Genomic DNA, 16788 nt, shown 5'->3' on the forward strand with positions numbered 1-16788 from the left:
GAACAGCGCCTCGAGGGAAGGAGGTTTTCTGTGTTTAATATATTTGGTAGTATAGGTAAATTCTTTTTAATTTTATTTGGTATTGTTTTATCACCTTTCGCTTTATTGGGATTGTATATGTTCATTGTTGTAATGGGCAAATATTATTACGAAGTGAAGATAAAGAAATATCCGATTATTAGAGTTGAACCTGATTATATTCCTGTTGTTAAAAAGCGTTCTTTTGCAAAACGTTTGTTTGTTGATTTTCCGCAGCGTTTAGTAAAGGATATGCTGACGCGGGATCCGTACGAATTCAAAGAAACAGGTATCATTTTATTTTGTGGTCCTCAAGGTTCTGGTAAGACGATTGCAATGTGTGAGTATCTGAAGCGTATGAAAAATAAGTATCCCAAAGCAAAGATACACGCTAATTTAAACCTATCATTTAAAGACGGTGATATAAAGGGTATCAAGGATATTTTGAATGTGAATAATGGCAAATACGGTGTGATTAAGGTGCTTGATGAAATACAAACGGAGTTGTCTTGCAAGGATAGTGGTAATGTACCTTACGAATTATTAGCCGAACTTTGTCAGCAGCGCAAGCAGCGTTCTTTAATCGCTGGTACTGCTCAAGTATTTAGCAGAGTTACAAAAGAGCTGCGTGAGCAGGTGAGTTATGTTTATGTGCCTAAGACTTTATTCAATTGCTTAACGATTGTGAGACGCTCAAGACCTGATTTTTATGACATGGAAAAGCAGAAATTTATTCGATATGATAAGACTTATTTCTTTGTTCATAGTGATGAATTGCGCAATTGTTATGATACGTATCAAAAGATAGAACGATATAAAAAATCAGGCTTTATTCCAAGAAATGAAGAAATTAAGATTGACGGCAGCTTTTTTTCTAAAAGCTAGAAAGGGATTTATAAATGGTTACATTATTGGATTTATTTTTTTTAATTTCGTTTTTGTGTATTACAATTGTTTTTTTACTTTTTTTTGTTCGTCTTTCTTATATAGCTATACTATTCATTAATGATTATCTAATTTTAAAAAAGAAAGAAAAAAAACAGTATGAAAGAAATAATTCTTAGATTTAATGAATTGAATTTAATGGGTAATGCAATATTCATATCAATTTTATTTCTTTTATTGCAGGGTTTTAATATTAAGCATTATTAACGGATTGAAAAAGAAAGGAAAATAATAAATGGTAGAAATGATTTTTATACTTGTTTATTCATATCCATTTGAAGCAGTGTTGCTCATATTAGGTGTGTCATTTATTTGTATTGTGTTCAGACGATGCAAACGCGCGATATTGAATGTTACTCTGAAAAGTTAGAAAGGAACTTGGTGTTGTCATGAAAACACATGAAATAAAATGTTATCCCGAATATTATCAGGAAATAATTAATGGAGCTAAGCGTTTTGAAATAAGGTTTAATGACCGAAATTATAAGGTCAATGATATCCTAGTTATACGTGAAAATACATTAATGGGTCTTACTGGCCGTTATTGTATCTGCTGTATAGTTTATATCTTAGACAATCCTACATATCTTCAGCCGGGATATGTGTGTCTCTCAATTATGTTGCTGAATATGTATGAGCGATAAAAAAAGCGATTGTTAATCGCTTAAATCATCATTATCGAATTCGATTATTATTCTATCATTAAGATAGTCATAGAAAACTAGTTTTGTATGCGTTATATCAGCTAATTTTATTAAATCATTGCTGCTGAATGACTCTCTTATATATTTAGTGTTTAGCGCTTGTGGCCTTGTTAAACCTAATTTTTTTGCATAATCTTTACTTTTGATATTCTTACAATCTAGTAAGTATTTAATCTTTTTTGATTTACTCATGGTATCACCTCTTGATTTTATTATAAGGTTTAATTTTAAATAAATCAATACTATTTATAAATATATCAAATTATGTCATTGCTTCAGCAAAAAATAATTCATATTTAATTAAAAATAACTCAATATGATGTTGACATATAACTCAAATTGATTTATAATATAGGTGTAAGGTAAAGGAGGTGAAAATAATGTTTTCAGAATATAAAGAATACTGCAAAGAAAAAGGTTTAGATGCTTGTAGAATTGAGAGCCTTCAAGCGTTTCTAAACCGAATTAAAGAATAGCAGTATCCCACACGGGCGGTCAACCGCCGCCCTCATTTTACTAAATTAGTTAAAAAAGGGCAATCCCCTGAGGAAAGAATATGACAACAAAATTGTTAGGAAAAGAAGTAGAAATAAAGACATTAATTAAGTATTTAAAAAGAGCATTGAGTTCGACGATCAATATAATTGCTTATAATGAAAAAAGAAATAAAGGGTATAAAGAAGTACATGGTAAAGATGATGAAATTATCATAACAAATTTAGAAAGATTAAACGATGATTACAATGAATTGCATGAGTTAATTATCATTGCTGAAAATTATAAAGGGATAGGTAAAGAAAATGCTAATTAACCTAACCGATAATGAGCGTATTATCGTAGTTACTTTATTATTAGAATTAAAGCAGCAGATTGATGAACGTCTTGAAGTTCCTCAACCAGTTGAACAGGCAATAGAAAACATGGTTATTTTGCAACATGTTGAAGCAATCATAGACAAAATTTTAATGGGAGATTTCTTGAGAGGAGAAAAAAATGGATAAATTAACGATTTTAACGAGAGCATATCATTACACGCTCCTTATGTATGAAAAAGAAAAAGAAAGAAATGACAATTATCGAGATAAGTATGATGAAGATAATTTGATTTCTTTATCGGTTATGCGTTCTTATGAAATTGAAGCTGACGAACTTCGCGATATGATTATCAAAATTAAGGATAAAGAGGTTTAGCACCTCTTTTCTTTCCCCCTCAGCCACACAATCGCCCTCAGCTGCTTTTAATAAGGGTCTATCACTCTTTGTAGGCGCTTATGATACAAACGCACCTGACAAGCCCCCGAGAGCGTCAGCGGCCATTCCTATAAAAAAGACTAGCTGTCCGTATCACATTCTGTCAATCGCCTGCCGGGCGAAGCAGAAAAGCAGTATAAAGCAGATAGCGGTATAGGCAAATAATGACCCCTGTCAGGGCCCTCGGCAGAGCCTTGCACCGCTTGACGGTACAAGGAGAGGTAGAACGTACTAATCAACAAGCGTGTGCGTCTCTGTGGCTGTCTGCAATCTCTTTGCGTATCTGTCAGCCGTCAGCACGGCTGACATAAAATCAATTATCCTATTTTTGCTTGTAGTCTTGTGATCAGCGCAGCATAGCGGAGCAGGTCGCAAGGCGGTGAGCAAAAAACAGCCTTGAGCCTTATTAGGCAGTACAAGGCAGTTAATAATCTGCTTAATAATAGAGCAGATTATGAGCAAACGAGAGGGGTACTATACTTGACTATACCCCTCGAAGTCAACCAAAAAGAAACGAAAGGTAAGTTTATCATGCGATACAGTGTCTCCGATACGTCGCAGTTATACAATGCTTTTAATACGGTTGAGAAGCGTTATCCTAACGGTGACGTATCAATTAAAAGATTAAAATTTACTGCATATAAAAAGAAATCAGGTTGGGAAGAAACAGAACATTCCTTTACTTTTTTAGCTAAAGAAAAGGAAGCCGATCGGATAGGTAGACGTATTTATGGCGATGTCTTATGGTCTTATATGTGCAGTAAATCAAAAACGTATATTGATACAAATATAGAAACATTGGAAACAAAAGAAAAATTACCTTTAATTGATGATTATAATTATACTCCTTCCGATACTGCGGATAGAGAAAAATATCTAAGGAAAAAAGCAATAATATTGTTAAGACTAGAACTAAGATTTATGATATTGCAAGAGCGAATGAATGGAATTATTTTATCACTTTGACATTCAATGATAAAAAGGTAGACCGTTATAATTATCAAGAGTGTATTAAAAAGATATCTTCTTTTTTCAATCATTTTAAAACGAGAAATAAGGAAAATTGTCCGAATTTTAAATATTTGATTATCCATGAAAAACACGAAAATGGCGCTTATCACTTCCATGGTCTTATTTATTTAGAGGATGAAAGCGAAAAAATGCTTAAAAAAGCTACTTATCCATTGGGGCATAGATTAGGTGGAAAACCGATTGTTAAAAAGGGTAAACAGGTTTATAATTGGAATACTTATAAACATGGTTATTCAACAGTCACGAAAATAGATAATTTGGAAGCTTGTTGTAAGTATATTTTAAAGTATGTTACGAAGCATATTGATGATGAATATACAAAAGGCCGCAGGCGCTTCATGTATTCGTCAAACTGTTTTAAACCTGAAATATTGGAATTGACAACTTCTGAAGCTGATTATGAAGCTTTAGAACCGATATATGAGAGTCAATTCAGCATTGGCTATACTTATAACCAAGCAGATTTATTAACCGATTTATTCGGTGATGTAATTGTTATGAATGATTAACAAAGCCATGCATAAAATATGAATAAAAAAAATTAAATAATATGGAAAATGTGGAATAAATTAATAAAAAAATAGGTAAAATGGCAGTAAAATATAAATACTGTTCACCTCTCCACCCCTGCCATATATCAATTAAAGCCTTATAAATAAGGCTTTTTTAATTTATTATGAAAAAATTCAAATTTTAAGAAGAAATAATTTAATAAATCTCGTATATTTATAGTAATGAGGATAGAGGATATGAAAAAAATACTAGCAAGTTTCTTATGGATGACAATGATAGCAGGATGTGTCCAAACACCGCCAAAAGCCGAGGAACCGGAAGAACCTTCGATTGTTGAACAGCCGGAAAAGCCTGTAGAACCAGAAGAATCAGAAGAATTAAAGTATAGTATAGATGAATTGGTTACAATTGAAACAATCGATATTTCAGTTACTGATTTTCAACGAGAAATTAATGATCGATGGGATTTCTCATATCAGCTTGATAAAGTTCAAATCAACTTAGACAGTGACGAAATTAATCAATTTAATCAGCAAATGGCAGAACGCTATGATAAATATGTAAACGGACTTCAATATGAGGGAGATACATTAAGAAAAGGCTATTTCATGGATATCTCTGCATATTTGAACAAAAATATTCTTTCATTGGTGATTAGGGATCAGTGGTTTCTATTTGAAGCTGGCTTAAGACCGGCAAATTATGAAATTATTCATATTGATTTAGAAACAGGCCATATTCTCAGCAACAACGAATTACTAGCTTATTTAAACTTAGATAAGGATAATCTGTATTATGTTGATAATGATGAAGAAGTTTCAGTTAATGATAATACTGATTTAGTATTAAAAGATGATCAATTATATGCATTAGAAAACATTAATCTTACAAAACTTAAAGCAATAACTTATAGAGAAATGTTGCCTGTTAAGGAACGCTGAAAAAGCGTTCTTTTTTCTGGAAGCATTTATTACTGGATTTGATTTTTGGCTATTGGCTTATTCTGAGAAAGCTGAATCTAAGCTTGGACAAAGCCATTTTTTTCTTCGCATATTAACGAATATTAAAAAGTTAAAGAATAAAAAAGCCAACCAATAAACCTGCGATAAATATAAGTACATACTTAATGACAGTTTTCTTATCCATAAATTTGCCTCCTTTCTTAACATGAAGATTCCATATACGAATCCTGTTTCCTGCTTTTGTGTAAGCATGGATAATTTTTAGTATAACGTTGTAGCTATGCTTTGAATTTGATAAACTAGTTACATAGATGTTGACTCATTTAGAGTGAGGTTAAATTATGAAAAGGAAATATTCTCAGGAAGAAGTAGAACAATTAATGATAGGACGGATATACTGCAATCATGAAGACTTGAATATTTTTGTCAGGCGGAAAGGGCTTTATGCTTGGACAATGAATTTAGGAAATAAGTGGAGTTGGATAATCACAGTTACAGCAGCAATGATCATCATTGTGATAGTATTTATGATGTTGGAATTATCATAAATAATCGTATTTTATTTCAGGAGTGCTTATTTCTTTTTCTTATCAGCCATACAAGAATGATAATGACAATCACTATGCCAAACCAAAATGTGAATGAATCAAATCCATAAAAATCGATAACAGATGAACTGTAATTTTGAATCGCTTGCAACAGCATTTGTATCACTCTTTTCTTATTGATGTTTATCTTACTCTCATTCTAGCATAGAAAATAAAAAAAGTGATAAATATTAGATCGTGTTGGAATACTTATTTGTGTAAATGAAAAAGGTAATGAATAAAACTAACACGGTATTTGATCTTAAATCATCGCTGAGTATTTCATCATCAGCTTATAATGTTATACTATTGGAAGAGGTGATAGTATGCTGAATCAGCGGCAAAGCTTTATCCTAAAAGATTTAGAGGCAGCTAAAGAGCCGATTACAGCCAAAGCTCTGGCTGCTAAATATAACATATCACTGCGCACGATTCGTAATGATATCAATGAAATCAGCGATTATGTTAATACTCTTGAGGGAGTAAGTTTTATTAAAGTACCAGGTCTTGGAATGCGAATTGATGCAAAACAAAATATATATAATCAATTAGAAAAGGAAATCAATCTTGAAAACCTAAGCATTTACCGTGCCGAAGACCGCAGTCATGTCCTGCTGTTCTGCTTTTTACTGCTGCCTAATCCAATTACCGCAGAAGCTTTGGCTGAAAAGATGCAGCTATCAAAAAATACCGTCATGAATGAATTAAAGGCTGTCAATGAACAGCTCACAGATTATCACTTGCAGGTTGTTGGCAGAAAGAATCATGGTTTCTATCTGAAAGGTGAAGAAATCGATGTTATATCGTTAATCAATGCATTGATTGAAAAGGCTAATAAGAAAAAGATTCAGTATCTGCTATTTGAAAGTGAAGACACCTTTTTAAACAATGTGGAAAAGATGCAGATTGATCAGCTGCTTAATTTTATTAATGATGACCTCGTTTTAATGATTAATGATTATGTTAGGCTGAAAATATGGCTTGCCTTTTTTATTAAACGCTGTTCTTATGGTAATTCATTACAGTTGAATCACAATTATTATGCTGATGTACTCAATGATGAGAATCATATAAAAATTGAACGGCTGACGCAGGAAATCAATAATCTATTCAGCCTGTGTCTTGACGATGGACAAATTGAATTTTTGACTTTCATCATTGCGAACTATACCTATTGGGTTGATGATAAGATTGTCAAAGAAGAAACCAGTAAACTGGTACAAGCAGTAGAGGCAATGCTGAAAGAGGCGCAGCATGTATATCCTGAACTGGCTGTTGAATATGATCAGCTGAAAAATGACATTCTGACTCATATTCAGTTAACTTTAAATCGCTATAAGCTGAACTTACCAAATACAAATCCAATTCTGACACAAATAAAAGCTAAATATGGAGAGCTTTACGGTGTGGTTGAACATGCTTCAAAGGCTTTTGAGGATGTGTATGGCTTATCGATGGATGAAGATGAAATCGGGTTTTTAACGCTTTATTTCTGCCGCAGCCTAGAGAAAAGTCATCAATTAGCAGAAGCTCGTATCCTGGTGGTGTGCAATACAGGACGGGGAGCTAGCAAGCTGTTGGCTGCCCGCATTATGAACAATATGCCGGAAGTTCATATTGTAGGCATGATTCCAATTCTTGATTTAGAAAGGCAGTCAGATTTAGTGGATAATGCGGATCTGATTCTATCCACAATACCGCTTCATGATATTAAAAAACCGGTTGTTTTGGTTAGTCCCTTTGTCAGTGAACAGGAAATATTGAAGATAAAAGAGGTTATTGTTGAAGGTAAAACTCATAGTCGGCCTTCATTAACAGATGCCACAGATTTAATGAATTCACTGATTACACAATATGTACCTGGCAGCAAAGTCAATGAATTTTCAGCCCGTCTGGGAAGCTTAATCAATTTCAATTTTGCGGCGAGTGAACCAGCCTCACTTTCAGCTGAACTCTATGCGGAAACATGTGTTGAGGCTTGTATCATGATGTCAGAATGTTCGGCCAATCATGGCAAAGTCGTTGATTACCATCGGTTCTCAGGGATTCTCGCCCATATTGTTATGTCGGTGCCGCGCTGGGTTAATGGCCGTTTCATCAGTGCTTCTGATTATGAAGAAATGAAAAAAGCATATTCCAAGGAATATGAAATTATTGTAAAGTTTCTGCATGTCATGGAAGAAAAGCTCGGTGTCTATATTGACCCAATTGAAGCAATAGCGATTCTCCGTTATTTAATTTGAATTCTTTAATAACACCATTTGATTGCACTAATCATGTGGTGTTTTTGTTATTTTAATTTTACAAATTCAATGCTATTCTGATATCAGATAAAGAAACACCTGATAAAACTAGAGAAAAAGGGTGAAAATACTTATCTTCATAAATTGGAAAAGAGGTGTCTTAATTTGAAAAGAGTTTTGATTAAAAATGGTATTCTTGTAGATAAACATAATGATTTGCACCAAGTAAAGAAGGATATCCTTTGCGAAGATGGTCTGATTACCGATATCCAGGATGTGATTAATGATGAAAACGCCCAGGTAATCGATGCAGAGGGACTTTATGTCAGTGCCGGGATGATTGATATTCACATGCACAATCGGCTTCGTGAGGCTGTAATGGATGTGGATAAGCTCGGTGTTTATCGGGGTGTGACGGCGATGATTGAATGCGGTTCGGCAGCGGTGGATGAAGCTGATAAATTTGCGGCTGAAGCTAAGGCTGCCAAGACAAAATATTATGCGCTGCTCAGCGGTCATAGTGAGCATGGTTTTTCAAAAGATATGGCTGACATGGATGTTGAAAAAATAAATCCTGCCCATTATCTGGAATGCTTCGACCGCTATCCCGATATCTTTTTAGGCATCAAGGTTGCCTGCAGCAATACGATTACTAACGATCAGGGATATGCGTTAGTGAAAAAGGCAAAGTCTATTGCGAAAGAGCGCTGTCTGCCGGTAACTGTTCATGTTGGCACATTCCCGCCTGATCCCTGCGGCTTGGTTGAGTTTCTGGAAGCAGGTGATGTCATAACGCATACTTATCATGGCAAGGAAGTATCTCTCTTTCAAAAAGATGGAACACCGAAACGCAGCTTTGTGAGAGCCAGAAATCGAGGTGTATTATTCGATGTGGGTCACGGCAGTGCCAGCTTCTGTTATCCGGTAGCAGCAAGGGCATTCCATAAAGGCTTTACACCAGATTTGATCAGTACGGATATCCGCCTGTCAAATATTAATGGGCCGGCTTATTCACTGGCAATAGTAATGAGTAAATGCATGGCAATGGGTATGAATCTTTTGGATGTAGTAGACTGCGTTACTTATCGGGCAGCCAAAACATATCATCTGGATATGCTGGGGGAAATTAAAATCGGCAAATCAGCAGATTTCACTTTCTTTGACATAAAAGAAGTAAATCTTGAATTAGAAGATTGTTATTATAACCTTCAGAAAGTCAGTCAATGTATAGTGCCGGAAAAAGTCATGGTATCTGGAGGTGGAGAAAGTGAATTATATCAGTGTACTGAGGGATATTCTAAAGCTTAATCATGAAGAAATCGCAGCTGTCAGTGATGATTTTGAAAGCATCAATGCTTATCTTGAAGCTCATCAAATCATCATTCCTGATGATTTTCAGGTGACGCTTTGCAATCATATCAATGTGATGCTGCTGAGGTTTAAAACAAATGAATGCGCGCAGATTGAAGTTAATGAAGATGTATATCGGCAAGTTTCAAAGCGAAGCCTTGATTATGCTGAAGAATGTCTGACACCAATCTGCAGGAAATATGGTATTTTGCTGAATCAAGCAGAAAAAGTTTTATTTGCAATTTATTTACAGACAGGGATATCAAAGGAGGATGGATCATGTCAAATAAACCAGTAATTGTAATTGGTCATCGGATGGGTGATGGAAAGCGAACGGCGAAAGGAATTGAAGCAGCTGGCGGAACCGCTATTTTAATTCCAGGTATGCTGGCGGATATGAAGCTAGGCGATGTCATGCATGAGAATAATGCGGATCTTGGTTTGAGCTTCTGCGGCAGCGGCGGTGCTGGGGCGGTTACGGCAGCTACTAAATATGGTTATAAATATAAGCAGTATCAGCGGACGCCGGCAGCTGGCGCTCAATGTGTTAAGGAAGGCTGTCAGGTGATTGGCTTCCCGTTTATGGACAGCGAAGAGCTGGGTGAAACGATTGTTAAGGCATGGAAAGATAAGTATGAAAAATAATGAACAGGACGGTAATGATTTAAAACAGAAAGTGGTTGATATTGAAGTCAGTGCCAGTTCAAAGCAGGGACGGGCAGATGCTATTTCTAAGGCTTTTACAGATATGCGCAAACGTGTATATGAAGTGGTAAATGGTGCAATTATTTATTTAAAACCAACCAATGTTCAGATTCTTGAGGAAAAGGTTACAACTTCAAAGGAACATTTCCTGTTCATCTTTATGCCGAGAATTAAAGAAGAGGTTACAATTCGTTTAAAAATTAGTGTTGAAGTTCAATATATGGAACTGTAAGGAGGTAGAAGCATGTTTGAATTAATTATTAAGTCCATCGTTATCGGCGGTTTGGCTGGTGCTGGTGTAGGGGCTGGCGCGGCTCGTATGTACTATGCGCCTGAATTACAGGCGGCCGGTGCTTTCAGAACACTTGGTGAAATGAATGCGTGTCAGGGCGATCCAGTATCACATTTCAGCTTTGGTTTTTCTTTCTATATAAATTGTATGGCAAACGGTCTGGCAACAGGTTGTTTTGATCAGGATTTCCTGCATCGTGTGATTCCTAATATCAGTGCCGGTGTCTTGCTGACAAAGAATAAGGATGTAAAAGAAACAATCCAAAATCCTGCCAAGATGGCTGTCGTAGGTGCAATCGTTGGTATTATCGGTTTAGTAATTCTAAATAGTTCGGTAAGTATTGTACCTGCTTATGTATCAACGACCTTAACGGAAATCTTCACACCAGCCATCAACAATTTTATAATCGTTATGCAGGTTCTTTTCCTAATCGCGGCTTTAGATAATGGTAAGATTACTGGCTGTTGGGGTATTGCTTTAGGTTCAATCGCATTCTTAGTTACCGGCAATGCGACACCTGGTTTAATTTTAGGAATTATTACAGGTCAGACGATTGAGAATAATGGCGTAAAGAGTAAGATTTCTATTATCTTTATCGTGTTGATGATCGTTATTTGGGGCTTGATTGCATATTTTAGAGGCTTCTTTCCACAGCTGATTGATGCATTTACAGCGGCAGTGGCCATGATCGGTTAGGAGGTTGAATCATGATTGAAAAATTGAATAAATTCTTAATGAAGGATTGGACATTTATTTTGATTTGCATGTTGATTTGTGCGGCAGTTGTCGGTGGTACTCATACTTATATTGTTGACGGCACTGGTTATCTTAATGGTTTTGCTGGCGGTCAAATGCTGAAGTTAGGTATTGAAAATGGTGATTTTGGTGCAGCAGTCGGTTTTGGCGGCGGTTTCTTGATTGCTCGAATTCTTGAAGGACCATTGGTAGGTTTGATTGATATTGGCGGATCGATGATGCATGGTGTAGGCTGCGGCGTCTGTGCTTTGATATTCAGTATGGGCTGGGGCTTCCTAATTTATAATTTCCCATTAGCCATTTTGACTGGCGGCGTCATTGGATTAGTCATTGGTTTAATTGTCATGGGTGTTCGTAAATTAATACCAAGCGGTGTTACGGCTGGCGGTACAGCGATTATGATGGGTGTCGGTCATCAGTTAAGTAACTTTTTGGCACCGCTGTTTCTGTTAAGTGCTCTTCAATATTCGATTCCTATCGGTATTGCTGGTGCTTTGGGCGGTATTGCATTTTATATTAAAGGTAAGAATTGTGTCGGCGGTATCATAATTGGTATGTTTATAGCGGCTTTCTTCTTCTAATTATATATTGTGACTGCAAAGTGATGATTGCTTTCACTAAAAATATATGAATTTTCCCCTTTCAATAATTTAAAAGATTGACACCATGATCGTATCAAGCTCATTTGGTTAAAATGGCTTTGTGAAATCAGGGTGTCATTGCTTTTGCTGGCGTTATGGTAAAGCATATTGAAAATCTATAAATCTTTATGATAAAATTAAAAAAATGATGCATTATCCTATAATTAACGGGTATGCATCATTTTTAATTAATCTGTTAGTTAGAGAATGATCTCACTAACTGCTTATTGAGATAAGTGAGTGAAACTTAATCATAATTGCTGCCTTGCATAATTGATCATTTTATTGGGGTATACCATGTTGGTTTAGTGTTAGTCATATTGTTAAACCATTTTAAGACATTTTGATTCAATTCCAAAATCGAAGTCAGTCGCTCTGGCGCAAAATATTTAGACCACACAATCGAAGTAATTGCACTGGCAGAAAGATAAAAAGCAAGGAGTTTCCAAAATTCTTCAGGTACATTATTGTCAAAATAACCATCTATTTGTCCTGATGCAAAAGTAGGATATTCAATACCGATTCGATTAAACTCATACCATGGATCACCATAATTCTCAAAATCAACAGTATGCCAATCGATAACAAAGAGCTGTCCGCTTTTTGATAGAATTAAATTCCCCATATGATAATCACCATGGTGATAACACTGTGGTCGGTTCTGAAGCAGATGCCTATTCGTATCGATATAGTCTAAAATAATCTCGTTTCCAGCAAACTTAATACCTTCGCTGCGAAATGCTGCCAGTCTTTCGTCCATGGTTGAAAAATATCGTGTCTCCCAATCAGAAATGTTTTGTGGAGAATTCAGAGAATGAATCTTTCGTAATATCCTGCCTGATTCTTTCCCTAATTCATATTGTTTTTCTTTTGCTAGCTTTGGTATAGTGATTTCAGCTTCTTCACCGTCAATCCAAGATAACAAAGTATATACATTCGCATTATTATTGCAAACACCAAAGTCAATAGCTGACGGCATAGGAATATTCAACTGGGAAAGTTTTCTTATTAGTTCATATTCAGCTTTTTTTCGATCGAATTCTCTATATTCAGCTAACCGTAATAAAAAATGTTCGCCATTTTTAGCTGTGACAAAGTATTTTTTATCGCTTGACATGCCCTTATTGATAGGCTGAATGTCTTTAAAATCAGCTGCCATTGGAATATCTAGCAAATTACTCACCCCTTAAAACAAAATCAGCATCCTTCATATTTTGTTAGCTAAACTATATCATATAATACTTTGCTTTTCCATTTTATATTTAGAGGTAATGGTACCTATCGTAATGAAAAAGCATATAAAAATTCCCTCTTGACATTTATGAAAGCGCATACTAGAATAAAAATAGGCATAAGGGAATGTTTTAAAAATAGAATATGTATGATTTAAGGTTTGTTACTCTTCGAGGCTTCTCCTTAAAAACACTTGGTGTTTTTTGGATGGTTTGAAGAGTTTTTCTTTTAGAAGAACTATGCTAGAATTAGCTTAATGAAGCAAAATTATTACCTGTATTACTTTTGGCAACATTAAATGAAAATAGGCGATGAAAAGTAAGGAAGTGAGATGTCAGATGAAAGTTATAAAAAATATCAATAACAATGTGTCAGTCTGTCAGGACAGCACTGGTGCTCAGGTAGTTGTTTTTGGCAAAGGCATTGGCTTTTGTAAGCCGCCTTATGAGCTGCCGATGGCAAAAATACAGCGAACCTTTTATGACATTGATCCGATTTATATTCAAATGATTCAGAATATACCAACAGAAATGATAGAATTGTCAGCCCAAGTCATTGATTATGCGAGATCAAAAGTAGAATATTTATTAAATTCCAGTATTGTCTTTACCTTAGCTGATCATCTGGCCTTTGCGATTCAGCGATATCAAAAAGGGTTGAGTATCGATATGCCGATTTATTATGATGTAAAATCACTATATGAAAAAGAGTATGCAATAGGTGTCTATACGTTGAATTTAATCAATCATAAGTTTCAAATTCAACTGCCGAGGGATGAAATAACGAGTATCGCTTTGCATCTGATCAATTCAGCTGCAATGGCCAGAAATTCTGAAAAGAAGCAAAGTAACAAGGCGATCATTGCTCATATTAAGCATTTGATTGAAAATAAATTCCATATTGAAATATCTGAAGATGATTTTAATTATTCCCGTTTTGTTTCTCATCTGCAGTATTTATTAAAACGCGGTGAACAGGGTAAAAGCATTTCCAGTGAAAATTATAAATTGTACCAATCCATGAAAGACAGCTTTCCGGATTGTTATCAATGTGCTTTAAAAATTAATGAATATTTGCATCAGGATTGTGGATTCACTTTTGATGAGGAAGAGCTCTTATATCTAATGATGCATATCAATCGATTATGTGTACGTGAGGATTGTTACCGGTAAACGGGCTTAACCTCAGCATAATGTCATATGTTTCTGTCATGACTTATGTTGGGGTTTTCTTTTTAGGCAATATCAATAAATCAGCGCGCGATGTTATTGTTTGCATATATAAAATTCAAGGAGGAAATTATGACAAAGAAACAGAAGTATGAGGATTTAGCGAAGAATATCGTTGATCTGATTGGCGGTATGGATAACATTACTTTTTTTACTCATTGTATTACACGATTACGCATTAATGTGAAGGATAAGGGGTTAGTAAAGAATGAAGCGATACTTGCTTTGAGTGGTGTCGTCGGCAGTCAGTGGGCCGGTGAGCAGTATCAGATTGTCATTGGTCAGGATGTTGGCAGGGCTTATGATGAAATTTGTGAAATGAACGATTTAAACACCGAAATTCAGGGGATTTTTCAAGAGGATGAAAAGCAGAAAATAACACCTCTTACTTTAATCAGCCGCTTTTTTGAAACATTATCAGCATGTATGATTCCTTTGCTGCCGGTTATTATTGCCGCTTCAATGTTTCGTGTTGCCTTAACCATCTTAGGACCGACAATGCTGAATCTGGTTGTGGAGGGCGATGACTTACATACATTATTTACATTAGTAGGTGATGCCGGCTTCTACTTTTTCCCAATCTTTACGGGTTATGCCACCGCTAAAAAGTTTAACTGCAGTCCGATCATGGGGATGTTTTTAGGTGCTATCCTGCTGCATCCAACGCTTATAAATATTGCGAATGAGGGAATTTCGTTTACAGTCTATGGCATCCCAGCCAATATTCAGAATTATAGCAGCGCCATCCTGCCAAGTATTATTTCTGTATGGCTGATGTCCTATGTCGAACGTTTTCTAACGAAACATATGCCGGATACATTACGGGTTGTTTTAGTACCGACGCTGACAATGTTTATTATGCTGCCAATCACTTTATGCGCGATTGCTCCGATCGGTTATTATTTGGGAACTTTTATCAGCAATTCGATCATGGGTCTTTCAGAATTTGGCGGCATCTTTGCAATCTTAGCCATTGCTTTAGTGGGAGCTTCACATCAATTTTTAGTTATGACCGGTATGCATCATGTTTTAATGGCAGCGTTAATAATGGTAATTTCCGCAACGGGTCAGGATTCAGTGATTTTGCCGGGTACAATGGCATGCGGTGCCGCAGTTTGGGGTATGGCATTAGGTGCTTCCTTAAGAATTAAGAATAAAAAGGAAAAGAGTTTAAGTATTGGTTATTTTATTACAGCAATTGTCGGCGGTGTGACTGAGCCTATTTTATATGGCATCGGCATGAAACATAAGCGCCCATTTATCGGTATGGTATTAGGCGGATTTGTCGGCGGTGCTTTATTGGGCATTTTTAAGGTAACGTGTTATTCAGTGTATCCGACAGCTAATTTATTATTAGTTTCAATGTTTATCGGCGGAGCTGAGGGTAACTTCATTAAAGGTATAATTGCTTTGGCTATCGGCTTTGTAACATCCACAGCGGCTACTTACTTCCTGGGCTTCAAAGCGGATGACCCGCTGCTTCAAAAGCAAGTCTAAATAAGGTGATGGTATGGCTCTGTTAGAAATACAATTATACTCAGAAGTATTAATGAAGGAAGTTAGTTTAGCAGTTATATTGCCTTTGCCGACAATTACGAATATGGAATATGGCGATCACGTTGCTTATCCAGATCATCATCAAAAATATCAGACTTTATGGCTGCTGCATGCCGCAACCGGTGATTATACAAAATGCCTGCGCAGCTCACGGATTGAAACTTATGCAAGGGAACATCAATTAGCAGTTGTGATGCCGAGTTTAGAAAATAGCTGCGGGCATAATATTCCTTATTACGGCGATTTCTTCACTTTTATTACTGAAGAACTGCCGGCTAAATTGGGTGCGGTGCTGCCCTTATCGAGAAAGCGGGAGCATAATTTTGTTGCCGGGCCTTCCATAGGCGGTTATACGGCTTTTATGCTGGCACTGCGGCGGCCTGAACAATATGCTGCCGCGATATCACTAGCTGGCGGCTTGGATCTAAAACTGGCAGGAACTAATAAAAATACTGAAAGATGGTTTACATTAATCAAACAATCACTATTTGGTGAAAATAATGAATATTATGATCCGCATATTCATGATCTGGAAGTAATCGCTCAGGATTTAAAAGAATCAGGCAAGATTCAGCCGCGTTTTTACGCATGCTGCGGGGAAGAGGATTTGTATCGTCATGTCGGTCAAGGGGTAATTGCATCAATGCAAGCAATGGGCTTTGATGTGACTTATGTGATGGGACATGGCAGGCATGACTGGGATTATTGGGATTCTCATTTACGCAAGGCTATCGAATGGCTTCAGCTGAACCGAGAATTTGTGGAATAGG

General features: G+C 36.0%; 21 protein-coding genes. 19 read left to right on the forward strand and 2 right to left on the reverse strand.

The window, feature by feature from the left end; genetic code table 11:
- Nucleotides 1-30 precede the first annotated feature (30 nt).
- Both DWZ33_RS08510 and DWZ33_RS08515 read left to right on the forward strand, forming a co-directional pair.
- Nucleotides 31-903, forward strand: a complete 873-nt coding sequence (locus tag DWZ33_RS08510; protein ID WP_118454516.1) for a hypothetical protein — start codon at nt 31-33, stop codon at nt 901-903.
- A 449-nt stretch (nt 904-1352) separates the two neighbouring features.
- On the forward strand, nt 1353-1607 hold the full coding sequence (locus DWZ33_RS08515; protein ID WP_118454517.1) for a DUF3850 domain-containing protein: 255 nt from the start codon (nt 1353-1355) through the stop codon (nt 1605-1607).
- Nucleotides 1608-1619: 12 nt separating this feature from the next.
- Here the strand turns inward: DWZ33_RS08515 and DWZ33_RS08520 are convergent, their stop codons facing one another.
- Complete coding sequence (locus DWZ33_RS08520) at nt 1620-1859, reverse strand: hypothetical protein (protein WP_118454518.1); 240 nt, start codon at nt 1857-1859, stop codon at nt 1620-1622.
- Between the two features lie 364 nt (nt 1860-2223).
- Here DWZ33_RS08520 and DWZ33_RS08525 point away from each other — a divergent pair, with 364 nt between their 5' ends.
- The 14 genes from DWZ33_RS08525 (at nt 2224) to DWZ33_RS08595 (ending at nt 11939) form a co-directional block, all read left to right on the forward strand.
- Nucleotides 2224-2478 carry a hypothetical protein gene (locus DWZ33_RS08525; RefSeq protein WP_118454519.1) on the forward strand — a complete coding sequence of 85 codons (255 nt, stop codon included), beginning with the start codon at nt 2224-2226 and terminating at the stop codon, nt 2476-2478.
- Nucleotides 2468-2668, forward strand: a complete 201-nt coding sequence (locus DWZ33_RS08530; protein WP_118454520.1) for a hypothetical protein — start codon at nt 2468-2470, stop codon at nt 2666-2668. Before DWZ33_RS08525 ends, DWZ33_RS08530 begins: the two co-directional genes overlap by 11 nt.
- Complete coding sequence (locus tag DWZ33_RS08535; RefSeq protein ID WP_118454521.1) at nt 2661-2858, forward strand: hypothetical protein; 198 nt, start codon at nt 2661-2663, stop codon at nt 2856-2858. The genes DWZ33_RS08530 and DWZ33_RS08535 overlap by 8 nt, the downstream gene beginning before the upstream one ends.
- Nucleotides 2859-3449: 591 nt before the next feature.
- A complete protein-coding gene (locus tag DWZ33_RS08540) occupies nt 3450-3884 on the forward strand; it encodes a hypothetical protein (RefSeq protein ID WP_147352878.1) in 435 nt (144 codons plus the stop codon).
- Nucleotides 3881-4459, forward strand: a complete 579-nt coding sequence (locus DWZ33_RS08545) for a rolling circle replication-associated protein (protein WP_118454523.1) — start codon at nt 3881-3883, stop codon at nt 4457-4459. The genes DWZ33_RS08540 and DWZ33_RS08545 overlap by 4 nt, the downstream gene beginning before the upstream one ends.
- Nucleotides 4460-4699: 240 nt before the next feature.
- Nucleotides 4700-5404, forward strand: a complete 705-nt coding sequence (locus DWZ33_RS08550; protein ID WP_118454524.1) for a hypothetical protein — start codon at nt 4700-4702, stop codon at nt 5402-5404.
- 362 nt (nt 5405-5766) lie between these two features.
- Nucleotides 5767-5973: a hypothetical protein gene (locus DWZ33_RS08555; RefSeq protein WP_022938080.1), complete on the forward strand. Its 207-nt coding sequence runs from the start codon at nt 5767-5769 to the stop codon at nt 5971-5973.
- 365 nt (nt 5974-6338) lie between these two features.
- Nucleotides 6339-8255 carry a PRD domain-containing protein gene (locus DWZ33_RS08565; RefSeq protein ID WP_118454526.1) on the forward strand — a complete coding sequence of 639 codons (1917 nt, stop codon included), beginning with the start codon at nt 6339-6341 and terminating at the stop codon, nt 8253-8255.
- A 165-nt stretch (nt 8256-8420) separates the two neighbouring features.
- Nucleotides 8421-9563, forward strand: coding sequence for an amidohydrolase family protein (locus DWZ33_RS08570; protein ID WP_118454527.1), 1143 nt, complete (start codon nt 8421-8423; stop codon nt 9561-9563).
- On the forward strand, nt 9523-9903 hold the full coding sequence (locus DWZ33_RS08575) for a PRD domain-containing protein (protein ID WP_182425599.1): 381 nt from the start codon (nt 9523-9525) through the stop codon (nt 9901-9903). The genes DWZ33_RS08570 and DWZ33_RS08575 overlap by 41 nt, the downstream gene beginning before the upstream one ends.
- Complete coding sequence (locus DWZ33_RS08580) at nt 9885-10250, forward strand: SFCGS family glycine-rich protein (RefSeq protein WP_118454529.1); 366 nt, start codon at nt 9885-9887, stop codon at nt 10248-10250. Before DWZ33_RS08575 ends, DWZ33_RS08580 begins: the two co-directional genes overlap by 19 nt.
- Entirely contained in the window at nt 10240-10542 is a 303-nt protein-coding gene (locus tag DWZ33_RS08585) for a DUF4312 family protein (protein ID WP_118454530.1), read from the forward strand. Before DWZ33_RS08580 ends, DWZ33_RS08585 begins: the two co-directional genes overlap by 11 nt.
- A gap of 12 nt (nt 10543-10554) precedes the next feature.
- The gene (locus DWZ33_RS08590) at nt 10555-11298 is read left to right on the forward strand and encodes a DUF4311 domain-containing protein (protein ID WP_022938074.1); all 744 of its coding nucleotides are present in this window, start codon (nt 10555-10557) and stop codon (nt 11296-11298) included.
- A gap of 11 nt (nt 11299-11309) precedes the next feature.
- Nucleotides 11310-11939, forward strand: coding sequence for a DUF4310 family protein (locus tag DWZ33_RS08595; protein WP_022938073.1), 630 nt, complete (start codon nt 11310-11312; stop codon nt 11937-11939).
- A gap of 337 nt (nt 11940-12276) precedes the next feature.
- Here DWZ33_RS08595 and DWZ33_RS08600 read toward each other — a convergent pair whose 3' ends face one another.
- The gene (locus DWZ33_RS08600) at nt 12277-13173 is read right to left on the reverse strand and encodes an aminoglycoside phosphotransferase family protein (protein WP_118454531.1); all 897 of its coding nucleotides are present in this window, start codon (nt 13171-13173) and stop codon (nt 12277-12279) included.
- Between the two features lie 397 nt (nt 13174-13570).
- On the opposite strand from DWZ33_RS08600, the gene DWZ33_RS08605 reads away from it, so the two are divergent.
- The 3 genes from DWZ33_RS08605 (at nt 13571) to DWZ33_RS08615 (ending at nt 16787) form a co-directional block, all read left to right on the forward strand.
- Nucleotides 13571-14404, forward strand: coding sequence for a PRD domain-containing protein (locus DWZ33_RS08605; RefSeq protein WP_118454532.1), 834 nt, complete (start codon nt 13571-13573; stop codon nt 14402-14404).
- Between the two features lie 129 nt (nt 14405-14533).
- A complete protein-coding gene (locus DWZ33_RS08610) occupies nt 14534-15958 on the forward strand; it encodes a PTS transporter subunit EIIC (protein WP_182425601.1) in 1425 nt (474 codons plus the stop codon).
- Nucleotides 15959-15971: 13 nt separating this feature from the next.
- Complete coding sequence (locus DWZ33_RS08615) at nt 15972-16787, forward strand: alpha/beta hydrolase (RefSeq protein WP_118454534.1); 816 nt, start codon at nt 15972-15974, stop codon at nt 16785-16787.
- The last annotated feature ends 1 nt before the right edge of the window (nt 16788 follow it).

The organism is Dielma fastidiosa, assembly GCF_003475485.1.
Taxonomy (GTDB): Bacteria; Bacillota_I; Bacilli_A; order Erysipelotrichales; family Erysipelotrichaceae; genus Dielma; species Dielma fastidiosa.

Coding starts and splice junctions, on each gene's coding strand:
- DWZ33_RS08515 (WP_118454517.1), top strand. CDS start 1,353: ATGAAAACACATGAAATAAAATGTTATCCCGAATATTATCAGGAAATA.
- DWZ33_RS08520 (WP_118454518.1), bottom strand. CDS start 1,859: ATGAGTAAATCAAAAAAGATTAAATACTTACTAGATTGTAAGAATATC.
- DWZ33_RS08525 (WP_118454519.1), top strand. CDS start 2,224: ATGACAACAAAATTGTTAGGAAAAGAAGTAGAAATAAAGACATTAATT.
- DWZ33_RS08530 (WP_118454520.1), top strand. CDS start 2,468: ATGCTAATTAACCTAACCGATAATGAGCGTATTATCGTAGTTACTTTA.
- DWZ33_RS08535 (WP_118454521.1), top strand. CDS start 2,661: ATGGATAAATTAACGATTTTAACGAGAGCATATCATTACACGCTCCTT.
- DWZ33_RS08540 (WP_147352878.1), top strand. CDS start 3,450: ATGCGATACAGTGTCTCCGATACGTCGCAGTTATACAATGCTTTTAAT.
- DWZ33_RS08550 (WP_118454524.1), top strand. CDS start 4,700: ATGAAAAAAATACTAGCAAGTTTCTTATGGATGACAATGATAGCAGGA.
- DWZ33_RS08555 (WP_022938080.1), top strand. CDS start 5,767: ATGAAAAGGAAATATTCTCAGGAAGAAGTAGAACAATTAATGATAGGA.
- DWZ33_RS08565 (WP_118454526.1), top strand. CDS start 6,339: ATGCTGAATCAGCGGCAAAGCTTTATCCTAAAAGATTTAGAGGCAGCT.
- DWZ33_RS08580 (WP_118454529.1), top strand. CDS start 9,885: ATGTCAAATAAACCAGTAATTGTAATTGGTCATCGGATGGGTGATGGA.
- DWZ33_RS08585 (WP_118454530.1), top strand. CDS start 10,240: ATGAAAAATAATGAACAGGACGGTAATGATTTAAAACAGAAAGTGGTT.
- DWZ33_RS08590 (WP_022938074.1), top strand. CDS start 10,555: ATGTTTGAATTAATTATTAAGTCCATCGTTATCGGCGGTTTGGCTGGT.
- DWZ33_RS08595 (WP_022938073.1), top strand. CDS start 11,310: ATGATTGAAAAATTGAATAAATTCTTAATGAAGGATTGGACATTTATT.
- DWZ33_RS08605 (WP_118454532.1), top strand. CDS start 13,571: ATGAAAGTTATAAAAAATATCAATAACAATGTGTCAGTCTGTCAGGAC.
- DWZ33_RS08610 (WP_182425601.1), top strand. CDS start 14,534: ATGACAAAGAAACAGAAGTATGAGGATTTAGCGAAGAATATCGTTGAT.
- DWZ33_RS08615 (WP_118454534.1), top strand. CDS start 15,972: ATGGCTCTGTTAGAAATACAATTATACTCAGAAGTATTAATGAAGGAA.